General features: G+C 72.4%; 19 protein-coding genes. 7 read left to right on the top strand and 12 right to left on the bottom strand.

All coding sequences use genetic code 11. The features are described 5' to 3' along the window. Nucleotides 1-15 precede the first annotated feature (15 nt). A complete protein-coding gene (locus E1166_RS22755) occupies nucleotides 16-456 on the bottom strand; it encodes a hypothetical protein (protein WP_132341817.1) in 441 nt (146 codons plus the stop codon). Between the two features lie 41 nt (nucleotides 457-497). Continuing rightward, nucleotides 498-1,484, bottom strand: coding sequence for a 4-hydroxy-3-methylbut-2-enyl diphosphate reductase (locus tag E1166_RS22750; protein ID WP_132341815.1), 987 nt, complete (start codon nucleotides 1,482-1,484; stop codon nucleotides 498-500). Between the two features lie 211 nt (nucleotides 1,485-1,695). Here E1166_RS22750 and xseA point away from each other — a divergent pair, with 211 nt between their 5' ends. After that, the gene (gene xseA, locus E1166_RS22745; protein WP_132341813.1) at nucleotides 1,696-2,922 is read left to right on the top strand and encodes an exodeoxyribonuclease VII large subunit; all 1,227 of its coding nucleotides are present in this window, start codon (nucleotides 1,696-1,698) and stop codon (nucleotides 2,920-2,922) included. Next, a complete protein-coding gene (locus tag E1166_RS22740) occupies nucleotides 2,922-3,134 on the top strand; it encodes an exodeoxyribonuclease VII small subunit (protein WP_132341811.1) in 213 nt (70 codons plus the stop codon). The genes xseA and E1166_RS22740 overlap by 1 nt, the downstream gene beginning before the upstream one ends. A gap of 165 nt (nucleotides 3,135-3,299) precedes the next feature. Here the strand turns inward: E1166_RS22740 and E1166_RS22735 are convergent, their stop codons facing one another. Together E1166_RS22735 and E1166_RS22730 are read right to left on the bottom strand one after the other, a co-directional pair. Continuing rightward, the gene (locus E1166_RS22735; protein WP_132341809.1) at nucleotides 3,300-4,145 is read right to left on the bottom strand and encodes a hypothetical protein; all 846 of its coding nucleotides are present in this window, start codon (nucleotides 4,143-4,145) and stop codon (nucleotides 3,300-3,302) included. A 198-nt stretch (nucleotides 4,146-4,343) separates the two neighbouring features. Continuing rightward, nucleotides 4,344-5,090 carry a DUF4245 domain-containing protein gene (locus tag E1166_RS22730; RefSeq protein WP_132341807.1) on the bottom strand — a complete coding sequence of 249 codons (747 nt, stop codon included), beginning with the start codon at nucleotides 5,088-5,090 and terminating at the stop codon, nucleotides 4,344-4,346. A gap of 157 nt (nucleotides 5,091-5,247) precedes the next feature. Here E1166_RS22730 and glpX point away from each other — a divergent pair, with 157 nt between their 5' ends. After that, nucleotides 5,248-6,279: a class II fructose-bisphosphatase gene (gene glpX, locus E1166_RS22725; protein WP_132341805.1), complete on the top strand. Its 1,032-nt coding sequence runs from the start codon at nucleotides 5,248-5,250 to the stop codon at nucleotides 6,277-6,279. Beyond that, nucleotides 6,276-7,247 carry a DMT family transporter gene (locus tag E1166_RS22720; protein ID WP_132341803.1) on the top strand — a complete coding sequence of 324 codons (972 nt, stop codon included), beginning with the start codon at nucleotides 6,276-6,278 and terminating at the stop codon, nucleotides 7,245-7,247. Before glpX ends, E1166_RS22720 begins: the two co-directional genes overlap by 4 nt. A 105-nt stretch (nucleotides 7,248-7,352) precedes the next feature. Here E1166_RS22720 and E1166_RS22715 read toward each other — a convergent pair whose 3' ends face one another. The 6 genes from E1166_RS22715 to E1166_RS22690 all read right to left on the bottom strand — a co-directional run bounded on the left by E1166_RS22715 (nucleotide 7,353) and on the right by E1166_RS22690 (nucleotide 12,728). Continuing rightward, a complete protein-coding gene (locus E1166_RS22715) occupies nucleotides 7,353-8,321 on the bottom strand; it encodes an NAD(P)/FAD-dependent oxidoreductase (protein WP_132341801.1) in 969 nt (322 codons plus the stop codon). Between the two features lie 109 nt (nucleotides 8,322-8,430). Beyond that, nucleotides 8,431-9,084 (bottom strand): rhomboid family intramembrane serine protease, encoded by a 654-nt coding sequence (locus E1166_RS22710; protein WP_132266644.1) that lies wholly within the window; start codon nucleotides 9,082-9,084, stop codon nucleotides 8,431-8,433. A gap of 114 nt (nucleotides 9,085-9,198) precedes the next feature. Next, entirely contained in the window at nucleotides 9,199-9,891 is a 693-nt protein-coding gene (locus E1166_RS22705; protein WP_132266641.1) for a transglycosylase SLT domain-containing protein, read from the bottom strand. A 275-nt stretch (nucleotides 9,892-10,166) separates the two neighbouring features. Beyond that, the gene (locus E1166_RS22700; protein ID WP_132266638.1) at nucleotides 10,167-11,582 is read right to left on the bottom strand and encodes a PhoH family protein; all 1,416 of its coding nucleotides are present in this window, start codon (nucleotides 11,580-11,582) and stop codon (nucleotides 10,167-10,169) included. Nucleotides 11,583-11,911: 329 nt separating this feature from the next. Next, nucleotides 11,912-12,352: a hypothetical protein gene (locus tag E1166_RS22695; protein WP_132341799.1), complete on the bottom strand. Its 441-nt coding sequence runs from the start codon at nucleotides 12,350-12,352 to the stop codon at nucleotides 11,912-11,914. A 31-nt stretch (nucleotides 12,353-12,383) separates the two neighbouring features. After that, nucleotides 12,384-12,728, bottom strand: coding sequence for a hypothetical protein (locus E1166_RS22690; RefSeq protein WP_132341797.1), 345 nt, complete (start codon nucleotides 12,726-12,728; stop codon nucleotides 12,384-12,386). Between the two features lie 263 nt (nucleotides 12,729-12,991). Between E1166_RS22690 and E1166_RS22685 the strand changes: the two genes are divergently transcribed. The 3 genes from E1166_RS22685 (at nucleotide 12,992) to otsB (ending at nucleotide 14,864) form a co-directional block, all read left to right on the top strand. Continuing rightward, nucleotides 12,992-13,432 (top strand): XRE family transcriptional regulator, encoded by a 441-nt coding sequence (locus E1166_RS22685; RefSeq protein ID WP_132341795.1) that lies wholly within the window; start codon nucleotides 12,992-12,994, stop codon nucleotides 13,430-13,432. A gap of 162 nt (nucleotides 13,433-13,594) precedes the next feature. Continuing rightward, nucleotides 13,595-13,948 carry a hypothetical protein gene (locus E1166_RS22680; RefSeq protein ID WP_132341793.1) on the top strand — a complete coding sequence of 118 codons (354 nt, stop codon included), beginning with the start codon at nucleotides 13,595-13,597 and terminating at the stop codon, nucleotides 13,946-13,948. Between the two features lie 91 nt (nucleotides 13,949-14,039). Further along, nucleotides 14,040-14,864 (top strand): trehalose-phosphatase, encoded by an 825-nt coding sequence (gene otsB, locus E1166_RS22675; RefSeq protein WP_132341791.1) that lies wholly within the window; start codon nucleotides 14,040-14,042, stop codon nucleotides 14,862-14,864. Nucleotides 14,865-14,971: 107 nt separating this feature from the next. Here otsB and E1166_RS22670 read toward each other — a convergent pair whose 3' ends face one another. Together E1166_RS22670 and E1166_RS22665 are read right to left on the bottom strand one after the other, a co-directional pair. Then, entirely contained in the window at nucleotides 14,972-15,742 is a 771-nt protein-coding gene (locus E1166_RS22670) for an isoprenyl transferase (protein WP_132271174.1), read from the bottom strand. Between the two features lie 46 nt (nucleotides 15,743-15,788). Continuing rightward, a partial coding sequence (locus E1166_RS22665) for a geranylgeranyl reductase (RefSeq protein ID WP_132341789.1) occupies nucleotides 15,789-16,830 on the bottom strand: 1,042 nt, incomplete at its 5' end.

Raw genomic sequence — 16,830 nt, 5'->3', positions numbered from 1 at the left:
GGGGTTGGGTGGGCGTCAGGAGCGGCGGGCAGACTCGACCTTGAAGGGAGTGCCCTGCTGGCAGACGGTCAGCAGGTCGGCTTGGGGCTTGCCGGTGACGGTGACCTTCGCGCCCGGAGTCAGCACGTCACGCGGGCCACCGATGAGCTGGTACCCGTCGAGCAGCAGACAGCCCGGCTCCACGCCGGACGTCACCGTGCCGGAGATCTCCGTCGCGCCCGGGCCGGGCGGCACCTTCGGCCCCGACGGCTTGATCGGCGGCGGCACCGTGGGGGACGCCCCCGGCGGTGGCACCGTGGGGGACGCGCCCGGCGGCGTGGTCGGGTCGGCCGGTTCGCTGCCGGGGGTACTGGTCACCGGGGATCCTTCCGAAGGGCCGGGGGTGCCCGTATCGGCGCAGGCGGTCAGCGTCGCAGCGGCGATCAGCGCGACGAGGGCCATCCGAGGAGTCTTCATGCGCAATGGGACGTGATCGGAGCGCGATCCGTTCCGGTCGATCAGCCGCGAGCCGCCGCCGCCTTCATGTCCCGCTTGAGCTCCTGCGGCAGCGAGAAGGTCAGTCGCTCGTTGGCGGTGACCACCTCGTCCACGTCGGTGAAGCCCCGCGCGGCCAGGCGCGCCAGCACCTCCTGCACCAACTCGTCCGGCACGCTGGCGCCCGAGGTCAGGCCCACCGTGCTGGCCCCGGCAAGCCAGGCGTCGTCGATCTCGTGGGCGAAGTCGACCAGGTGCCCGGCGCGGGCCCCGGCGTCCAGGGCCACCTCGACCAGGCGTACCGAGTTGGAGGAGTTGCGCGAACCCACCACGATCACCACGTCACACTCGGGGGCGATCTCCTTGACCACGTGCTGCCGGTTGGAGGTGGCGTAGCAGATGTCGTCGCTGGGCGGCGACTGCAGCAGCGGCAGCCGGGACTTGAGCCGGGCCACCGTCTCCATCGTCTCGTCCACCGACAGGGTGGTCTGGGACAGCCAGACGACCTTGTTCGGGTCGCGCACGGTGACCTTGTCCACGCCGTCCGGGCCGTCGACCAGTTGGATGTGCGCGGGAGCCTCGCCGGCGGTGCCGATGACCTCCTCGTGCCCCTCGTGGCCGATGAGCAGGATGTCGTAGTCCTCGGCGGCGAACCGCTTGGCCTCCTGGTGCACCTTGGTCACCAGCGGGCAGGTCGCGTCGATCGCCCTCAGCGAGCGCTCCCGGGCCTGCTCGTACACCTCCGGGGCCACGCCGTGCGCGGAGAAGATGACGGTGGCACCCTCGGGCACCTCCTCGTTCTCCTCCACGAAGATCGCGCCCTGGGCCTCCAGCGTCCGCACCACGTGCTTGTTGTGCACGATCTGCTTGCGTACGTAGATCGGGGCGCCGTAGAGCTTCAGCGCCTCCTCGACGGTCTGCACCGCCCGGTCCACACCCGCGCAGTAGCCGCGGGGCTTGGCCAGGAGCACGCGCTTGCCGGTCCGGGGAGTCGTCTCAGCCTGAGTCACCCGACCATCGTACGTGCCGCCCCTACGGCCGGCAGACGCTGCGACCCGTGCCACAGGCGGGGCCGGCGGCTGGCAGGATGCGCGGACCGGCAATGGGCGGCCGGTGCCATCTCTGGTCGAGATGCACGAGGTGCTCACCGCCCACCCCGGCGTACGGCACGCCCGGTCGGGCCTGGCTCAGGCCGTCGGGGCCGGACCGTAGGGTGGGCGGGTGACCGACGCCCCCCGCAGCACCCCGGAGGAGCCCTGGCCGGTCCGGGTGGTCAGCCAGAAGGTCGGCGCCTGGATCGCCCGGCTCGGCTGGGTCTGGGTGGACGGGCAGGTCGCGCAGATCAGCCGGCGCCCCGGCGCCAGCACGGTCTTCCTCACCCTGCGTGACCCGTCCGCCGATCTGAGTCTCACCGTGACCACCAACCGGGACGTCCTCGATTCCGGCGCACCGGAGCTACGCGAGGGTGCCCGGGTGGTGCTGCACGCCAAGCCCGAGTTCTACGCGGCCCGGGGCACGTTGAGCCTGCGCGCCGACGAGATCCGGCAGGTGGGGCTCGGTGAGCTGCTGGCCCGGCTGGAGAAGCTCAAGAAGCTGCTCGCCGCCGAGGGGCTCTTCGACCGGGCCCGCAAGCGCCGGCCGCCGTTCCTGCCCCAGCGGATCGGGCTGATCACCGGCCGGGCCTCGGCCGCCGAGCGGGACGTGCTCACCAACGCCCGGCGACGCTGGCCGGCGGTCGAGTTCCGCACGGTCAACGTGGCGGTGCAGGGGCCGGGCGCGGTGCCGCAGATCGTCGACGCGTTGCGGGTCCTCGACGCCGATCCCACCATCGACGTGATCGTCCTGGCCCGGGGCGGCGGCAGCATCGAGGACCTGCTGCCCTTTTCCGACGAGGCGCTCTGCCGGGCGGTCTTCGCCTGCCGTACGCCGGTGGTCAGTGCGATCGGTCACGAGACGGACGCACCGTTGGTCGACTATGTCGCCGACGTCCGCGCGTCCACGCCGACCGACGCGGCGAAGCGGGTCGTCCCCGACCTCACCGAGGAGGTACGCCTCATCGGCCAGGCCCGCTCGCGGCTGGAGCGCGCGGTGCGCAACCTGGTCGACCGGGAACAGCACCGCCTCGACTCGCTGCGGTCCCGGCCGGTGCTGGCCCGCCCGCAGGTGATGGTCGACCAGCGGGCCGCCGAGGTCACCGCGCTGCGCGACCGGGCGGGCCGCTGCCTGGATCACCGCCTCGGCGCCGCCGCCGAGGACCTGCGGCACACCCTGGCCCGGCTGCGTGGCCTCTCCCCCGCGGCCACCCTCGACCGGGGGTACGCGATCGTGCAGCGCGCCGACGGCCGAGTGGTGCGTGCGGCGGGTGAGGTGGACGAGGGCGATCCACTACGGGTACGCCTCGCCGAGGGCGAGCTGGGCGTGACCGTCGAGGCGATGAGGAAGTCGTGATGGGCGAAGTGACGAACGACGAACGGCTCAGCTACGAGCAGGCCCGCGCCGAACTGGCGCAGGTGGTGGAGAAGTTGGAGGCCGGCGGCACGTCGTTGGAGGAGTCGTTGGCGCTCTGGGAGCGCGGTGAACGGCTGGCCGCGACCTGCCAGCGTTGGCTGGACGGGGCGCGGGTTCGCATCGACGCCGCCCGCCAGGCCGCCGACTCCTGACGCCCCGGTTTCGTCCCAGACGGGGCCGATGGTGTTGATGGGGACGCGTCCGAGCGGCCCGGTTGGCGCGAACGGCGGTGTCCGCCTCCAGGGACACCGCCGTTCGCGGCGGACAGAGCCGTGCGGGGACCGGCAGGTGCCAAGCCGGCGTGGATGCCGACCCGGTCAGTCGAACAGGTTGTAGAACTCCGGCGGCGCCTCGACCACCTGGTCGGCCGGGGGCTTGCGGGCGGCGGTGGCGGTGCCGTAGTCCGAGTAGGTGATTTTGATGTCCTGCGCGGCGCGCTGGCCGGCGGCCGGGATCCGGACGACCAGCTCGCTCAGCCGGCCCTGCGGGTCCAGCTTCGCGGTGAACGGCACCGACTGCGCCTGCTGCCCGAGCGCGGTGATCACCGACGGGTCGAGTGAGCCGGCCTGGGCCGCCTTCGACACGTCCAGGGTGCCGGCGTAGCTGCCCTCGCCGGTCTGCCGGACCTCGGTGATCCCCTGGGTCAGCACCGTGCTGCCGGCCGGGTCCACGGCCTCGAAGTCGAAGCCCAGCGCCCTGTTGCCCTTGATCCGGTTCTGGTCGAGATGCTGGTACTTGCCGAGGTTGAGCTGCCGTACCCCGGGGACGCTGCTGGCAGCGGTGCCGCCGAGTTCCAGCTTCACCCAACTGTCCGGTTTGGCATGGATCAGGTCGAGCTTCATCATCAGGTCCGAGGACGCGTCGCCGATCATGACGCGCATCTCGGCGCTCTGACTCGGCTCGTGCACCTGCCCCTCGGCGGTGGAGCCGGCACCGGCCATGGTGAAGCGGAAGTTGCCGGTGCGGATCGCGTTGGTGGAATTCAGCAGGGCCTGCTTGGCGTCACTGTCGACTGCCCCGGTGGCCCCGGATGAGGCGCTGACGGAGGTGGTCGGGGACGCGGAGACCCCTGCCTCGCCGGTCCCGGTGCTGCTGCAGGCGGCCAAGCCAGGCGTGAGGAGCGTCGCGGCGAAGACCGCCGCACTGAAGCGCCGAATGGTCACGGGAACCTCTCATCGGTCGTCCGGCCCGCGCGGGCGCCGGAGGCGTGGCGGCCGGAGCTGCTCCTGCCCCGGCGTTCGAGCGGCGTCGGCCGGGAGACCGCACCGACGAGGCCGCGTACCTTCTGTTCCCAGATGCCGCCTTCGCCAATCCCTGCCCGGTGCGACCGATGCCCGTGGGCGGACGACCGGCCGGCGCTGTTACCGGAGGGCGCCGGCCAGCTGACGTAGCTCGCCCTCGCGGGCGTCACCGACCACGATCACCGTACGGTCGGGTTCGAGCAGCACCAGGGCCTGGTCGTTGCCCCGGCCGGTGTACCGCTGCCAACTGCGCCCGCCCAGGTCGGTCGGGCCCTGCGGCTGCCCCTGCGCGGTCAGCTCGTGCGGGAGCAGCTTCTCCGGCGGGACGTTGCTCTGCACGAGCTGCACGCCCCGCCCCTCCGGGGTGAGGTAGCCGACCCGCAGGTTGGCACCACCGTCCACGGCGCGGTAGCTGGCGCTGACCGTACGCCAGCCGGAGCCCAGCCCGGTCGGCTCGCTGATCGGGAAGGCGCCGGCCGACCGGGCCGACTCGTAGGCGGGGCCGGGATCGACGACGACGGGCTGCTCACCGCCGAGAAAGCCGCGGTAGAAGGCGAGCAGCAGGGCGATCGGGACGAGCAGCACCAGAAGCGACAACGCCATGTCCTTCGGCGACCGCTCGGAGCGGGCCTTCTCCTTCCCAGCGGGTCGGCCGACCCGGCGCGGACCACCGGCACCGGCTGGCGGCGGCGCGACCAGCGCGGGCTCCCCGCCGGCCGTCCCGGCCGGCGGCTCCACCACCGCCGGATCCGGCTCGCTCGACGAGGTCGCCAGGTCGGTTGCCCGGGCCGGGCTCGTCGACGGCGGCTCCTGCGGCGGCGGGATCTGGTCGGCGGGTACGCGTTCGGCAGGCTGTGCGGGTTCCACCGGACCATTCTCGCAGCCCCGACGGTACGGTCATCCGCCACACCTTCGCCCCGCTCCGGCTCCGGAGCTGGCATCGTGTGAGGATCAGCGACAAAGCCGGCGGCGGCGACGCCGCACTCTGCCGGTCCACCCCGCAACGTCGCGAGGAGGAAGCCGTATGACGAACACCAGGACGCGGATCCCCCAGGATCTCGACCGCAACCTCGCCCTCGACCTGGTCCGGGTCACCGAGGCCGCGGCGATGGCCGCCGGCCGCTGGGTCGGCCGGGGCGACAAGGAGGGCGGCGACGGGGCAGCCGTCGACGCGATGCGCAAGCTGATCAACTCGATCCCGATGCGCGGGGTGGTGGTGATCGGCGAGGGCGAGAAGGACAACGCGCCGATGCTCTTCAACGGCGAGGAGGTGGGCGACGGCACCGGTCCCGAGGTCGACGTGGCGGTGGACCCGATCGACGGTACGACTCTGATGAGCAAGGGCATGCCGAACGCGCTCGCGGTGCTGGCGGTGGCCGAACGGGGGGCGATGTTCGACCCCAGCGCCGTCTTCTACATGGAGAAACTGGCCGTCGGCCCGGTGTACGCCGACGCCGTCGACATCAACGCCGGGGTCGCGGAGAACATCCGCCGGATCGCGAAGGTCAAGGGGACCGACGTCGCCGAGGTCACGGTCTGTGTCCTCGACCGGCCCCGGCACGACGACCTGGTGGGGCAGATCCGGCGGACCGGGGCGGGCATCCGGTTCATCTCCGACGGCGACATCGCCGGCGCGATCGCCGCCGCCCGGGGCGAATCCGACGTCGACGCGCTGATGGGCATCGGCGGCACCCCGGAGGGGATCACGGCGGCCTGCGCGCTCAAGTGCATGGGCGGGGTCATGCAGGCCAAGCTCTGGCCGCGCGACGCCGAGGAGCGGGAGAAGGCGCTGGCCGCCGGGCACGACCTGGATCGGGTGCTGACCACGGACGACCTGGTCACGGGCGACAACTGCTTCTTCGTGGCCACCGGCGTCACCTCCGGCGATCTGCTGCGCGGCGTGCGGTACCGGGCGGGTGGGGCGTACACCCAGTCGATCGTGATGCGCTCCAAGAGCGGCACCATCCGGGTGATCGACTCGTACCACCGGCTGGAGAAGTTGGCCCTCTACTCGGCGATCGACTTCGATGGGCGTCCGCTGGCCGAACAGGAGTGAGCGCGACCAAAACGGTCGCACCGCCAACCGCGCCGGCGTCCCGGCGGATCGCCGGCGTCGGGCTGGCGACCGCGTCGGGGGTCGCCGTCGCGGTGCAGTCCTGGATCAACGGCGAACTGGGGGTACGCCTGGCCGACGGGATCGCCGCCGCGGTGGTCTCCTTCGCGTCAGGTCTGCTGGTGCTGCTGGTGCTGGTCCCCGCCGTCCCGGCCGGGCGGCGGGGCCTGCGCGAGTTACGCGCGGCGCTCGGCGGCGGGACGCTGCGCCCGTGGCAGTGCCTGGGCGGGGTATGCGGCGCGTTCCTGGTGGCCACCCAGGGTCTGACCATCGGCGCCCTGGGGGTGGCGGTCTTCACGGTGGCGGTGGTGGCCGGCCAGTCGGCGAGCAGCCTCGCGGTGGACCGGGCCGGGGTGGGCCCGGCCGGTCGGCAGCGGGTCACCACGGCGAGGGTGGCCGGCGCGGTGCTGACCGTGCTGGCGGTCCTGCTGGCGGTGGGTGACCGGCTCGCCGATCCGGAGGCGTTGGCATTGGCCCCGCTGCCGCTGCTGGCCGGGATGGGCATCGCCTGGCAGCAGGCGGTCAACGCCCGGGTCCGGGACGCCGCGGGCAGCGCCCTGACCGCCACGCTGGTCAACTTCTCGGTCGGCACGGTGGCCCTGCTCGCCACCCTCGCGGTGGAGATGGCCGTCCGTGGCCGGCCCGGCGGGGTCCTGCCCGGCGAGCCCTGGCTGTACCTGGGTGGAACGATCGGCATCGTCTTCATCGCCGTCGCGGCGGCCCTCGTCCGGTTCACCGGGGTCCTGCTGTTCGGACTGGCCACCATCGCCGGGCAGGTCATCGGTGCCGTTCTGCTGGACCTGCTCCTGCCCACCGCGGCCTCACATCCGGGGCCGGCGGCCCTGGCCGGCGCGGCGCTGACCCTGGTCGCGGTGCTGATCGCGGCGCTCGGGCCGGCACCGCGCCGCTGACCACCGACCGCCGCCACCCGGCTCAGCGGCGCAGCGCGCTGATGGCCGACCTCATCGGTCTGCCCCGCTGACCGCGGCGACCCGCCGGCACGACGGCCGGCCCGGTCAGCCGGCGTCGGAGGAGTGGCCGGGGAAGAGGTGCGCGGTGGGATCGATCACGGTCGCGGCGTTGTTGACGGCGGTCGCCGCCTCGCCGAATCCGGTGGCGATCAGCCGTACCTTGCCCGGGTACTCGGTGATGTCCCCGGCGGCGAAGACCCGGGGCAGGTTGGTGGCCATCGCGCTGTCCACCACGATGTGCCGGCGGTCCAGGCGCAGTCCCCACTCGGCCAACGGCCCCAGGTCCGCGGTGAAGCCGAGCGCCGCGACCACCGTGTCGACCGGCAGGGTCTCGGCAGCGCCGCCACGCACGGCGATCTCGGCGGCGGTCACCGAGACGTCGCCGTGCAGCCGGGTCACCTCGGCGTTGACGATGACCCGTACGGGTGACGCCAGCACCCGGGCCACCGTGCCGGCGTGCGCCCGGAACCGCTCCCGCCGGTGCACCAGGGTCACCGAGCGGGCCAGCGGTTGCAGGGTCGCCGCCCAGTCGAAGGCCGAGTCACCGCCGCCGACGATCAGCACGTCCCGGCCGGCCAACGCGGCGGGCTCCGGTACGAAGTAGACGATCCCGGCGCCGACGAAGCCCTCCGCCACCGGCAGCGGACGCGGACTGAAGCTGCCCAGTCCGCCGGTGACCAGCACCGCCCCGCAGTGCAGCTGGTCACCGCCGGCCAGGCCGAGCACCGGCCGCCCGTCGGCGTACGACAGCTTCTCCGCGCGACAGCCGAGCAGGTAGTCCGGATGGTAGGGGGCGGCCTGGGCGACGAGGTTCGCCACCAGGTCCCGCCCCTTGACGGCGGGGAACCCGGCGACGTCGTGGATCAGCTTCTCCGGGTACATCGCGGTGATCTGCCCGCCCGGTTCGGGCAGCGCGTCGATCACCGCCACCGACAGCCCGCGGAACCCGGCGTAGTACGCCGCGAAGAGGCCCGCCGGACCGGCTCCGATCACCGCGACATCGACCTCGCGCATGGCGTACCGTCGCTTTCCGCTCGGCGTTCGACGCGTGCTGCTGCCGACGGTAGGCCGGTTGCCCCGGCCGGGCAAGCATCCCGGGGCCGCGCCGGGCCGGGGAACCCGGTCAGGGCAGGGTGAGGGTCGACCCGGGATGGTACGGGTCGTACGACTCGGGCCTGCGCCGACGGAACAGGATCGCCGCGACGACCCCGCCGAGCAGCCCGAACAGGTGACCCTGCCAGGAGATGCGCTCGTCGGTGGGGAGGATGCCGAGCAGCTGCCAGCCGTAGAGCAGACCGACCAGCAGCACCACGGCGAAGTTCCACCAGCTCCGCTCGACGATGCCCCGGGTGAGCAGGATGCCGAGGTAGCCGAAGATGACCCCGCTGGCGCCCACCACCACCGAGTTGGGTGCGCCGGTGAACCAGACCCCGAGCCCGCTGACCAGGATGATGATCAAAGTGGACCAGAGGAAACGTCGGGTGCCGGCGGCGAGCACGAAGGTGCCGAGCAGGATCAGCGGGATGCTGTTGCTGTAGAGGTGGTCGAAGCCGTGGTGCAGGAACGCCGAGAAGAAGACCCCGTCGAGCCCTTCGATGCGCATCGGAATGATTCCGGCCGCCACGTCGAGACCGAGGGCGAGCCCCTGGTCGAGCGCCTCGATGAGGAAGAGGAACGGCACCACCGCGCACATGGCGACGAAGGCACGGCCCAGCGACGCGTAGAACGCGTCGGTGCCGAACCGGTGCGGGTCGCCGCCCGCCGGGTGCAGGGTCACCCGTCAAGAGCTATCAGCATTCCCGGCCGACCGCCACTCACGTCCCGCGTGCCCGGGTACGACGACGGCGGGGTGGGTGGTCGAGCACCCGCCCCGCCGTCGACCCGAACGGGATCAGTAGTAGCCGGAGCGCTGGCTCTTGGCCCAGGCGCCGCACGGGTTGTCGTACCGGCCCTTGATGTAGCCGAGACCCCACGTGATCTGCGTCGCGGGGTTGGTCCGCCAGTCGTCGGCGACCGAGCTCATCTTGCTGCCGGGATACGACTGGGGGATGCCGTACGCCCCGGAGGACCGGTTGACGGCCTTGTGGTTCCAGCCGCTCTCCTTGGTCCAGAGCTTGTCCAGACAGGGCATCTGGTCGATCTTGAAGCCCTGGTCGAGCAGCAGCGCGCAGCCGATCTTCCGGTTGCCGCTGTACTCGTTGCAGGAGGCCGGGATCGGGCCGTCGTACGGCTTGGTCTCGGCTTCCTTCGCCGCCTTCTCGGCGGCCTCGCGGGCCTTCTTACGTGACGCGGCGGCGGCCTCGGCCTTCCGGGCCCGCTCCGCTGCCGCCTTGGCCGCCTCGGCGGCGCGCAGCTTCGCCTGGTACTCGGCGACGCGCTGCTTGGCGGACTCGGTCCGGTGCTGGGCCTGCCGCTCCCGCTGGTAGTCGTACTCGGCCTCGTCGACCACGCGGCCGACCTGTTCGGTCAGGCCCTGTTGCTGGGTCTCCCGGTCTTCGCCCAGATAGAAACCGCCGGCGACACCCACGGAGAGCAGCGCGACAGCGGCGGTGCGGGCGCCGAACCGGCTCCACAGCCGACTCACGAAGTGTCCCTTCGTCGGGGGCAAGGACGCGGCACGGGCCGGCCGTCACACCGGGCGCGGCGGTGCCGCGAGCGCCCCGACCGCAGGGGTCGCCATCGACGTTCCGAGCGTCGCCGGACCCGCCCGCCCGTGGGACGAACGATGCCGGACGATCCTTTCGGGACGTGGGCGCTCGCTGGACACCATCGCGCACAGTGAGGCTGATGGGAAACCACCAGGCCGTATTGTGATCTGTGCCACAACATGAATGCGGACAGACAGGGACAACGGTCCGGTCAGTGGGGGATGTCCTCCAACAAATCCGTCACCATCGCCGCGATCGGCGACCGCTCCGACCGGCTCAGCGTGACGTGCGCGAAGAGGGGGTGCCCCTTCAACGCCTCGATCACCGCCGTCACACCGTCATGCCGTCCCACCCGGAGGTTGTCCCGCTGCGCGACGTCGTGGGTGAGCACCACGCGGGAGCCCTGACCGATCCGGGACAGGACGGTGAGCAGCACACCTCGCTCCAGCGACTGCGCCTCGTCGACGATGACGAAGGCGTCGTGCAGGCTCCGGCCCCGGATGTGGGTCAGCGGCAGCACCTCCAGGATGCCCCGGGAGGTGACCTCCTCCAGCACGTTCTCGTGTACCACCGCGCCCAGGGTGTCGAAGACCGCCTGGGCCCAGGGCGACATCTTCTCCGCCTCGGAGCCGGGCAGGTAGCCCAGCTCCTGGCCACCCACGGCGTACAGCGGGCGGAAGACGACCACCTTCTTGTGCCGGCGGCGCTCCATCACCGCCTCCAACCCGGCGCAGAGCGCCAGCGCCGACTTGCCCGTGCCGGCCCGCCCGCCCATCGAGACGATCCCGATCGACTCGTCCAGGAGCAGATCCAGGGCGATCCGCTGCTCGGCCGAACGGCCGTGCACGCCGAACGCCTCCCGGTCACCGCGAACCAGCCGGACGGTCTTGTCCGGCAGCACCCGGCCCAGGGCCGAGCCGCGGGCGGAGTGCAGCACCAGGCCGGTGTGGCAGGGCAGACCGGCTGCCGCGTCCAGGTCGAGGGTCTCCCCCGCGTACAGCCGGCCGATGTCGTCCTCGCCCAACTCCAGTTCGGCCATGCCGGTCCAGGTCGGATCGCTGGCCTGGCCGTGCCGGTACTCGTCGGCCTTCAGGCCGACCGAGGCGGCCTTCACCCGCAACGGCATGTCCTTGCTGACCAGGGTGACGTCCCGCCCCTCGGCGGCGAGGTTCAACGCCACGGAGAGGATCCGCGCGTCGTTGGACTCGGTGCGGAACCCCGGCGGCAGCACCCCGTCGTCCGAGTGGTTCAACTCCACCCGCAGGGTGCCACCGACGTCGTTCGCCGGCACCGGGCGGTCCAGCCGCCCGTGTCGCACCCGCAGCTCGTCCAGCATCCGCAGGGACTGCCGGGCGAACCAACCCAGCTCCGGGTGGTGGCGCTTGCCCTCCAACTCGGAGATGACGACGAGGGGGAGCACCACCTCGTGCTCGGCGAACCGGTGGAAGGCCGCCGGGTCGGACAGGAGTACCGAGGTGTCCAGGACGAACGCCTGGCCGGCTGGTCGGGGCTCCTCGGGGCCGGCCGCAGCGCCGGCCGTGGTGCGGCGGCTCCGGGTGGCTCGGCGGGTCGTGGCGGTCGCGGCCGGGTTCTGGTCGGCACCTGCGGTCGTACGGCGATTGGTCACAGGCCTGCTCCGACGGATGCGCACCCGCCATCCGTGTTCCGCCTCCTCCGGTGCCCGGGGACACGGGGTCGGATGCGGAACCCCGTGTGCGAGGTCGCAGATCCGGGCGGCCGGCTGGCCCGGGAGAACCCCGTGCCATGTCTAGACGCTAGCGGCGTCCGGCCCCCTCGGCTAGAGGTCGCGTGGATCTCCCCGTTCGGAGGCGGGACGGACCGGCCGGGATGCATGCCCCCTGCGCGCATCCCGGCCGGTGGACCATCGTCACCGGTCTGACGTGGCCCGACGGTGCGTGTCCGCAACGAACGACGCGCCGCGTCAGGTGGCGGCGCTCAGCCCTGCCGCCGTACCAGCGTCCCGGTCTGATGCTGGCCGGCGACCGGCACGCCGGGGGCGGTGAACGCGGCACCGGTGTACGTGGTGCCCTGTCGCCCGGCCGGTACCGGGACGGTGCCGGCCGCAGCCTGGACCGTGCCGCCGGCGACCGGAATCGCGCCGGCGACGCCGCCGGCCGCCGTTCCGCCACTCACCGGCCGGGCCGAGCCTGCCGGCGTCGCCGGGGGTCCGCTGACCGGGACCGCCAGCGCCGAGGCGATCGCGGCCTGGGCCTCGCGCCGGCGCCGGTTCCATGCCCCCCGGTCACCGTCGAAGTAACCCTGCCGGTAGCCGAAGCGGTAGCCGATCCGGTAGCTGAGCTGCCCATGCAGCCGCCCGGCCGCATAACTCGTGGCACCGAGGACCAGGACGAGGAAGACCGCGAGCAGAGGACTCATCCGGCGGCCCCGGTACGCCGCCCCGGCCTGGTCACCGGTCCTCCGGCTCGATGGCGGTGGGGTCGGCGACCAGGAGTTGGTCCAGGTCGTCGGTGCCGATCTCCTCGACCAGCTCGACGCTGATCCGGCAGCCGTCCAGGACCACCTCGGCGACCGAGGAGCGTCGGATCTCGCCACCGGCGTCGTAGACCCGGACGCTCAGCTCCGGACAGCCGAGGTGGGTACGCCACGCGTTCCACTCGGCCCGGTCCCCGACGCTCAGTGACAGATAACGGCATCCGCGGGCGAGGTAGAGGCGCCAGGGTGCGCTCAATCCCGCGGCCACCCCCTCCGCGATCAGTCCGAAGGCCTGGGCGCGGGTCGCGACTTCGGTCACCGCACCCTCCTCGTACCGGGAGCGTGACGCATATGAGCACTGATCGTCTCATGCACGTGACACACCGTAGAATGTCCCATGGACGTGACAGTATCAGCTTTTCGTCCGATTTCCCCCGTCCACAGAGCCGCCTACTCTGCCCCGGTGACCCCCCTCAACAGCAGCTCCGACCCGTCTGCGGATGGTCCGGAAGTGTCGTCACATATGCGTTACACGCCGGCGCCCGCCCCCGCCGTCGGAACGTTTCGCCGTACCGTCGGAACGTGAACGAGTCCACCCCTGCCCGGAAGATCGCCTTCGCCACGTTCGTCCGCCGAGCCCTCGACGACGCCCGCGCCATGCGCGCCTGGACCGGCACCGAGGTCTCCCGCCGCACCGGCGTCTCCCGCCAGACCATCAACCGATGGGTACGCGGCGACTGGGCCAGCGACCCGGAGGTCGACCGGGTGGTCGCCTTCTGCGAGGGGCTCGGGCTCAACCCGGCGACCGCCTTCGCGGCGCTGGGCTGGGACCGCGCCGCCGCCTCCCGCGACGTCCCCGACTCACCCCCGATGGACCCTGACGTGGAGGCTCTGCTGCGTCGGCTGGTGGACCCGAATGTCTCCGACACGGAGAAGTTCCACATCCGAGAAACCATTCGTTACCTCGCATATCGCCCGACTCTGCCGGTCGATGACCGAAAACGAGGAGAACGGACCGGGTAGTTCCTCAGATGGCGAAAGAACGACGGGTGGGACCTGATCGTTCCACCACGGGCGCGGAGAAGGCGCGCTAGCGTCCGTATTCGTACTGCTTGGGCTCGTCGTCGGTGGGGGGACGGGACAAGGCCGAACCTGGCCCTGCGGGACAGAAGGAGGGGTCGGTCCATGACCCTGAAATGGTGGGCAGTCGTGGTCGCGGCGGTGTCGGTGACGTCGTGCGTGACCGCCAACGTGGTGATCGGCCTAGTCGACGGCGAGCAGCTTCCCCTGGTCGTCAACCTGCTCGCGGCGACCACCGCCGGCACCGCGGTTGTCCTGGCGGTCCTCGCCGAACTGCACGAGCGGCTCAACGACCGGGTGAGCGCCCTGACCGAGTTCCTGGTGGCGCGACTCAACGAGATCGAAGCGCACACCGGCGACCGGAACACCGGCTTCGTCGAGGGCTACCTGCTTGGCCACGGCCAGGACGCGGCCGTGCTCCCGTTCGGACGGCGCGGGCGGGGAGCTGCCGAACGCTGATCCCGCAAGCCGCGAGCGTCACCCGGGGGGGTGTCAAGGTGTCATCTCGCGGCCAGGAATGAGCCACGCAGCCCGGGGTACGCTGTCGCGCGTGCCGCCGTTGAATCTGGGCAACCAGCCGCCGAGGACCCCGTTGGACGCCGAGCACGCCTGGCGTGCCACCGCCGCACGCGCGGCCGACGTCGTGCTCTTCTTCGACTTCGACGGCACTCTCGCGCCGGTCGACGACGACCCCACCGCGGTGCAGCCCGCGCCGAAGGTGCTCGCCGCGCTGGAGACGCTCGCCGCCGTGGTGCAGCGGGTGGCGATCGTCTCGGCACGCCCGGTGGATTTCCTCCGCGACCACCTGGGCGGCCTCGCCGGCATCGACCTGTACGGCCTGTACGGCCTGGAGCACAGCCACTCCGGGGGCCCGACCGTGACCGAGCCCGCCGCCCTGCCCTGGGTGCCGACCATGGCCGAGTTGGCCGACCTGGCCCGCGCCGAACTGCCCGCCGGCGCCCTGGTGGAGTACAAGCGGCTCAGCGTCGCGCTGCACTGGCGTACCGCGCCGGAACTCGGCCCGCAGATCGAGCGGTGGGGGCGGGCGCAGGCCGAACGGCTCGGGCTCAAGGTGCAGGCCGGCCGGATGGTGCTGGAACTGAAGCCGCCGGTGGACCGGGACAAGGGCCTGGTGATCGGCGAGGTGGTACGCAGCGCCGGCGGCGCCTGGTACTTCGGCGACGACGTCTCCGACATCAAGGCCTTCGTCGCGCTGCGCGCCCGGGCCGCCGCCGACCCCGACTTCCTCGGCGTCTGTGTGGCGGTGGCGAACCCGGAGACCGGTCACGAGGTGGCCGAGGCCGCCGACCTGACCATCGACTCCCCCGCCGCCCTGGGCGACTTCCTCACCAAGGCCCTGCACCACCTGACCTGACCCCCTCCCAACCCCGGTGATCGTGCAGTTGGCGGCAGCCAGAGAGATCCACACCGCCGCCAACTTCGTGATCAACCAGCGCGGGCGGGGCGCGCGGGCCGGGTGGGTCAGGTGCCGAAGCGACGTTGGCGGGTGGCGTACGAGCGAAGGGCACGCAGGAAGTCGACGCGGCGGAAGTCCGGCCAGTTCAGTTCGCAGAAGTAGAACTCCGAGTGCGCCGACTGCCACAGCATGAAGCCGGACAGGCGCTGTTCACCACTGGTTCGGATGATCAGATCCGGGTCCGGCAGACCCCTGGTGTACAGGTGCTCGGAGATGTGGTCGACGTCCAGCGAGCCAGCCAACTCCTCGATGGTGCCGCCCTTCGCCGCATGCTCCAGCAGCAGCGAACGCACCGCGTCGGCGATCTCGCGCCGCCCGCCGTACCCGACGGCGATGTTGACCTGGGCACCGCCGGTGCGGTCCCGGGTGCGCTCCTCGGCCGCCTTGAGAGCGTGGGCGTGGTGTGCCGGCAGCACGTCCAGCGCCCCGACCATCCGCAGCCGCCAGGGGTTGCCCCCCTCGGCCAGCTCGGAGGTCAGATCCTCGATGATCTGCAACAGCGGATCCAACTCCTCGGCCGGACGGGAGAGGTTGTCGGTGGAGAGCAGCCAGAGCGTCACGTGGCCCACGCCCGCCGCGTCGCACCAGCGCAGCAGCTCCTTGATCCGCTCGGCACCCATCCGGTGACCGTCGTTCGGATCGACGTACCCCATCTCCCGCGCCCACCTGCGGTTGCCGTCGCACATCACCCCGACGTGCCGGGGCACCGGCCGGCCTGCGAGCTTCGCCGTCAGCCGGCGCTCGTACACGGAGTAGAGAATGTTCCGCAGAGTCATCACCTTGCAGGGTAGCGACCCGCACGGACGATGGTGACCTGGGTGGTTAACTCCGGGCCGAGAGACCGACACCGATCATCGCAAGGGTCCGCGCGTCCAGCCGACCGTCGCCGAGGCCCAACTCGACGACCGCCGTGTAGACGCGGCCGTCCCGGCGGGCCGCCCGGACGGCCGCGTCGACGATCCGGCGGTGCCGGGCCAGCCAGGCCGCCACCGAGCTGTGGCGCAGGTGGGCACCAAGCCGCCCACGCAAGGCGGCGGCGTAGCGGTCGGCGGCCCGGCCCGGCGAGCCGGCCGCCGCCGAGCCCGCCAACGCACCGGAGAGCAGGGCGTAGAAGATCCCTTCGCCGGTGAACGGATTGATCAACGACAGTGCGTCGCCGGCCAGCACCACCCGCCCCCGGCCGGGGGCCGGCCGGTGCGTCGACAGCGGCAGATGGTGCGCCCGCAGCTCGGTGACCATCGCCTCGTCGGTGGCCGGCAGCAGCGCGGCGAGCCGGTCGAGCAGGTGCGCGCGGTTGACCGGCTCGCCGCGCAGCACCTCTCCGTACCCGACGTTCGCCCGTCCGTCACCGATCGGGAAGGACCAGGCGTACGCCGGCCAGCGCGGGCTCGAGGTGACGATGAGCTGCTCCGGCGGGCCGGGCAGCGCCGGGGCGTACCCTCGGATGGCCAGCGCCAGGTGGCGGTCCGGGTTGACCGGGTGGCCGAGCGCCCGGCGGACCACCGACCCGGCGCCGTCGGCGCCGACGAGCGCCCCGGCGGCGAACGCCCCGTCCACGACCACCCGGTCGTCGCGCAGTTCGATTCGGCGAACCGAATGCCGGCGCAGCACCGCCCCGGCGCGCACCGCCGCCGCCACCACCCGGGCGTCGAACACCTTGCGGGGCACCGTGTACGCGGGCCGGGGCAGCGGCCGCGCCACCTCTCCCCCACCCGGTCCCACCAGGCGCAGCGCCGGCAGCGGCGGGTACCCGGCCACCGCGTCGGTGACCCCCAGTTCGGCGAGGACGTCCAGCGCGTGCGCGGCGATTCCGTCCCCGCAGGCCTTGTCGCGGGGGAATGCGGCCCGGTCCAGCAGCAACACC

Source organism: Micromonospora sp. KC213 (genome assembly GCF_004348325.1).
GTDB lineage: Bacteria > Actinomycetota > Actinomycetes > Mycobacteriales > Micromonosporaceae > Micromonospora.
This window is presented reverse-complemented; position numbering and strand designations above follow the sequence as displayed.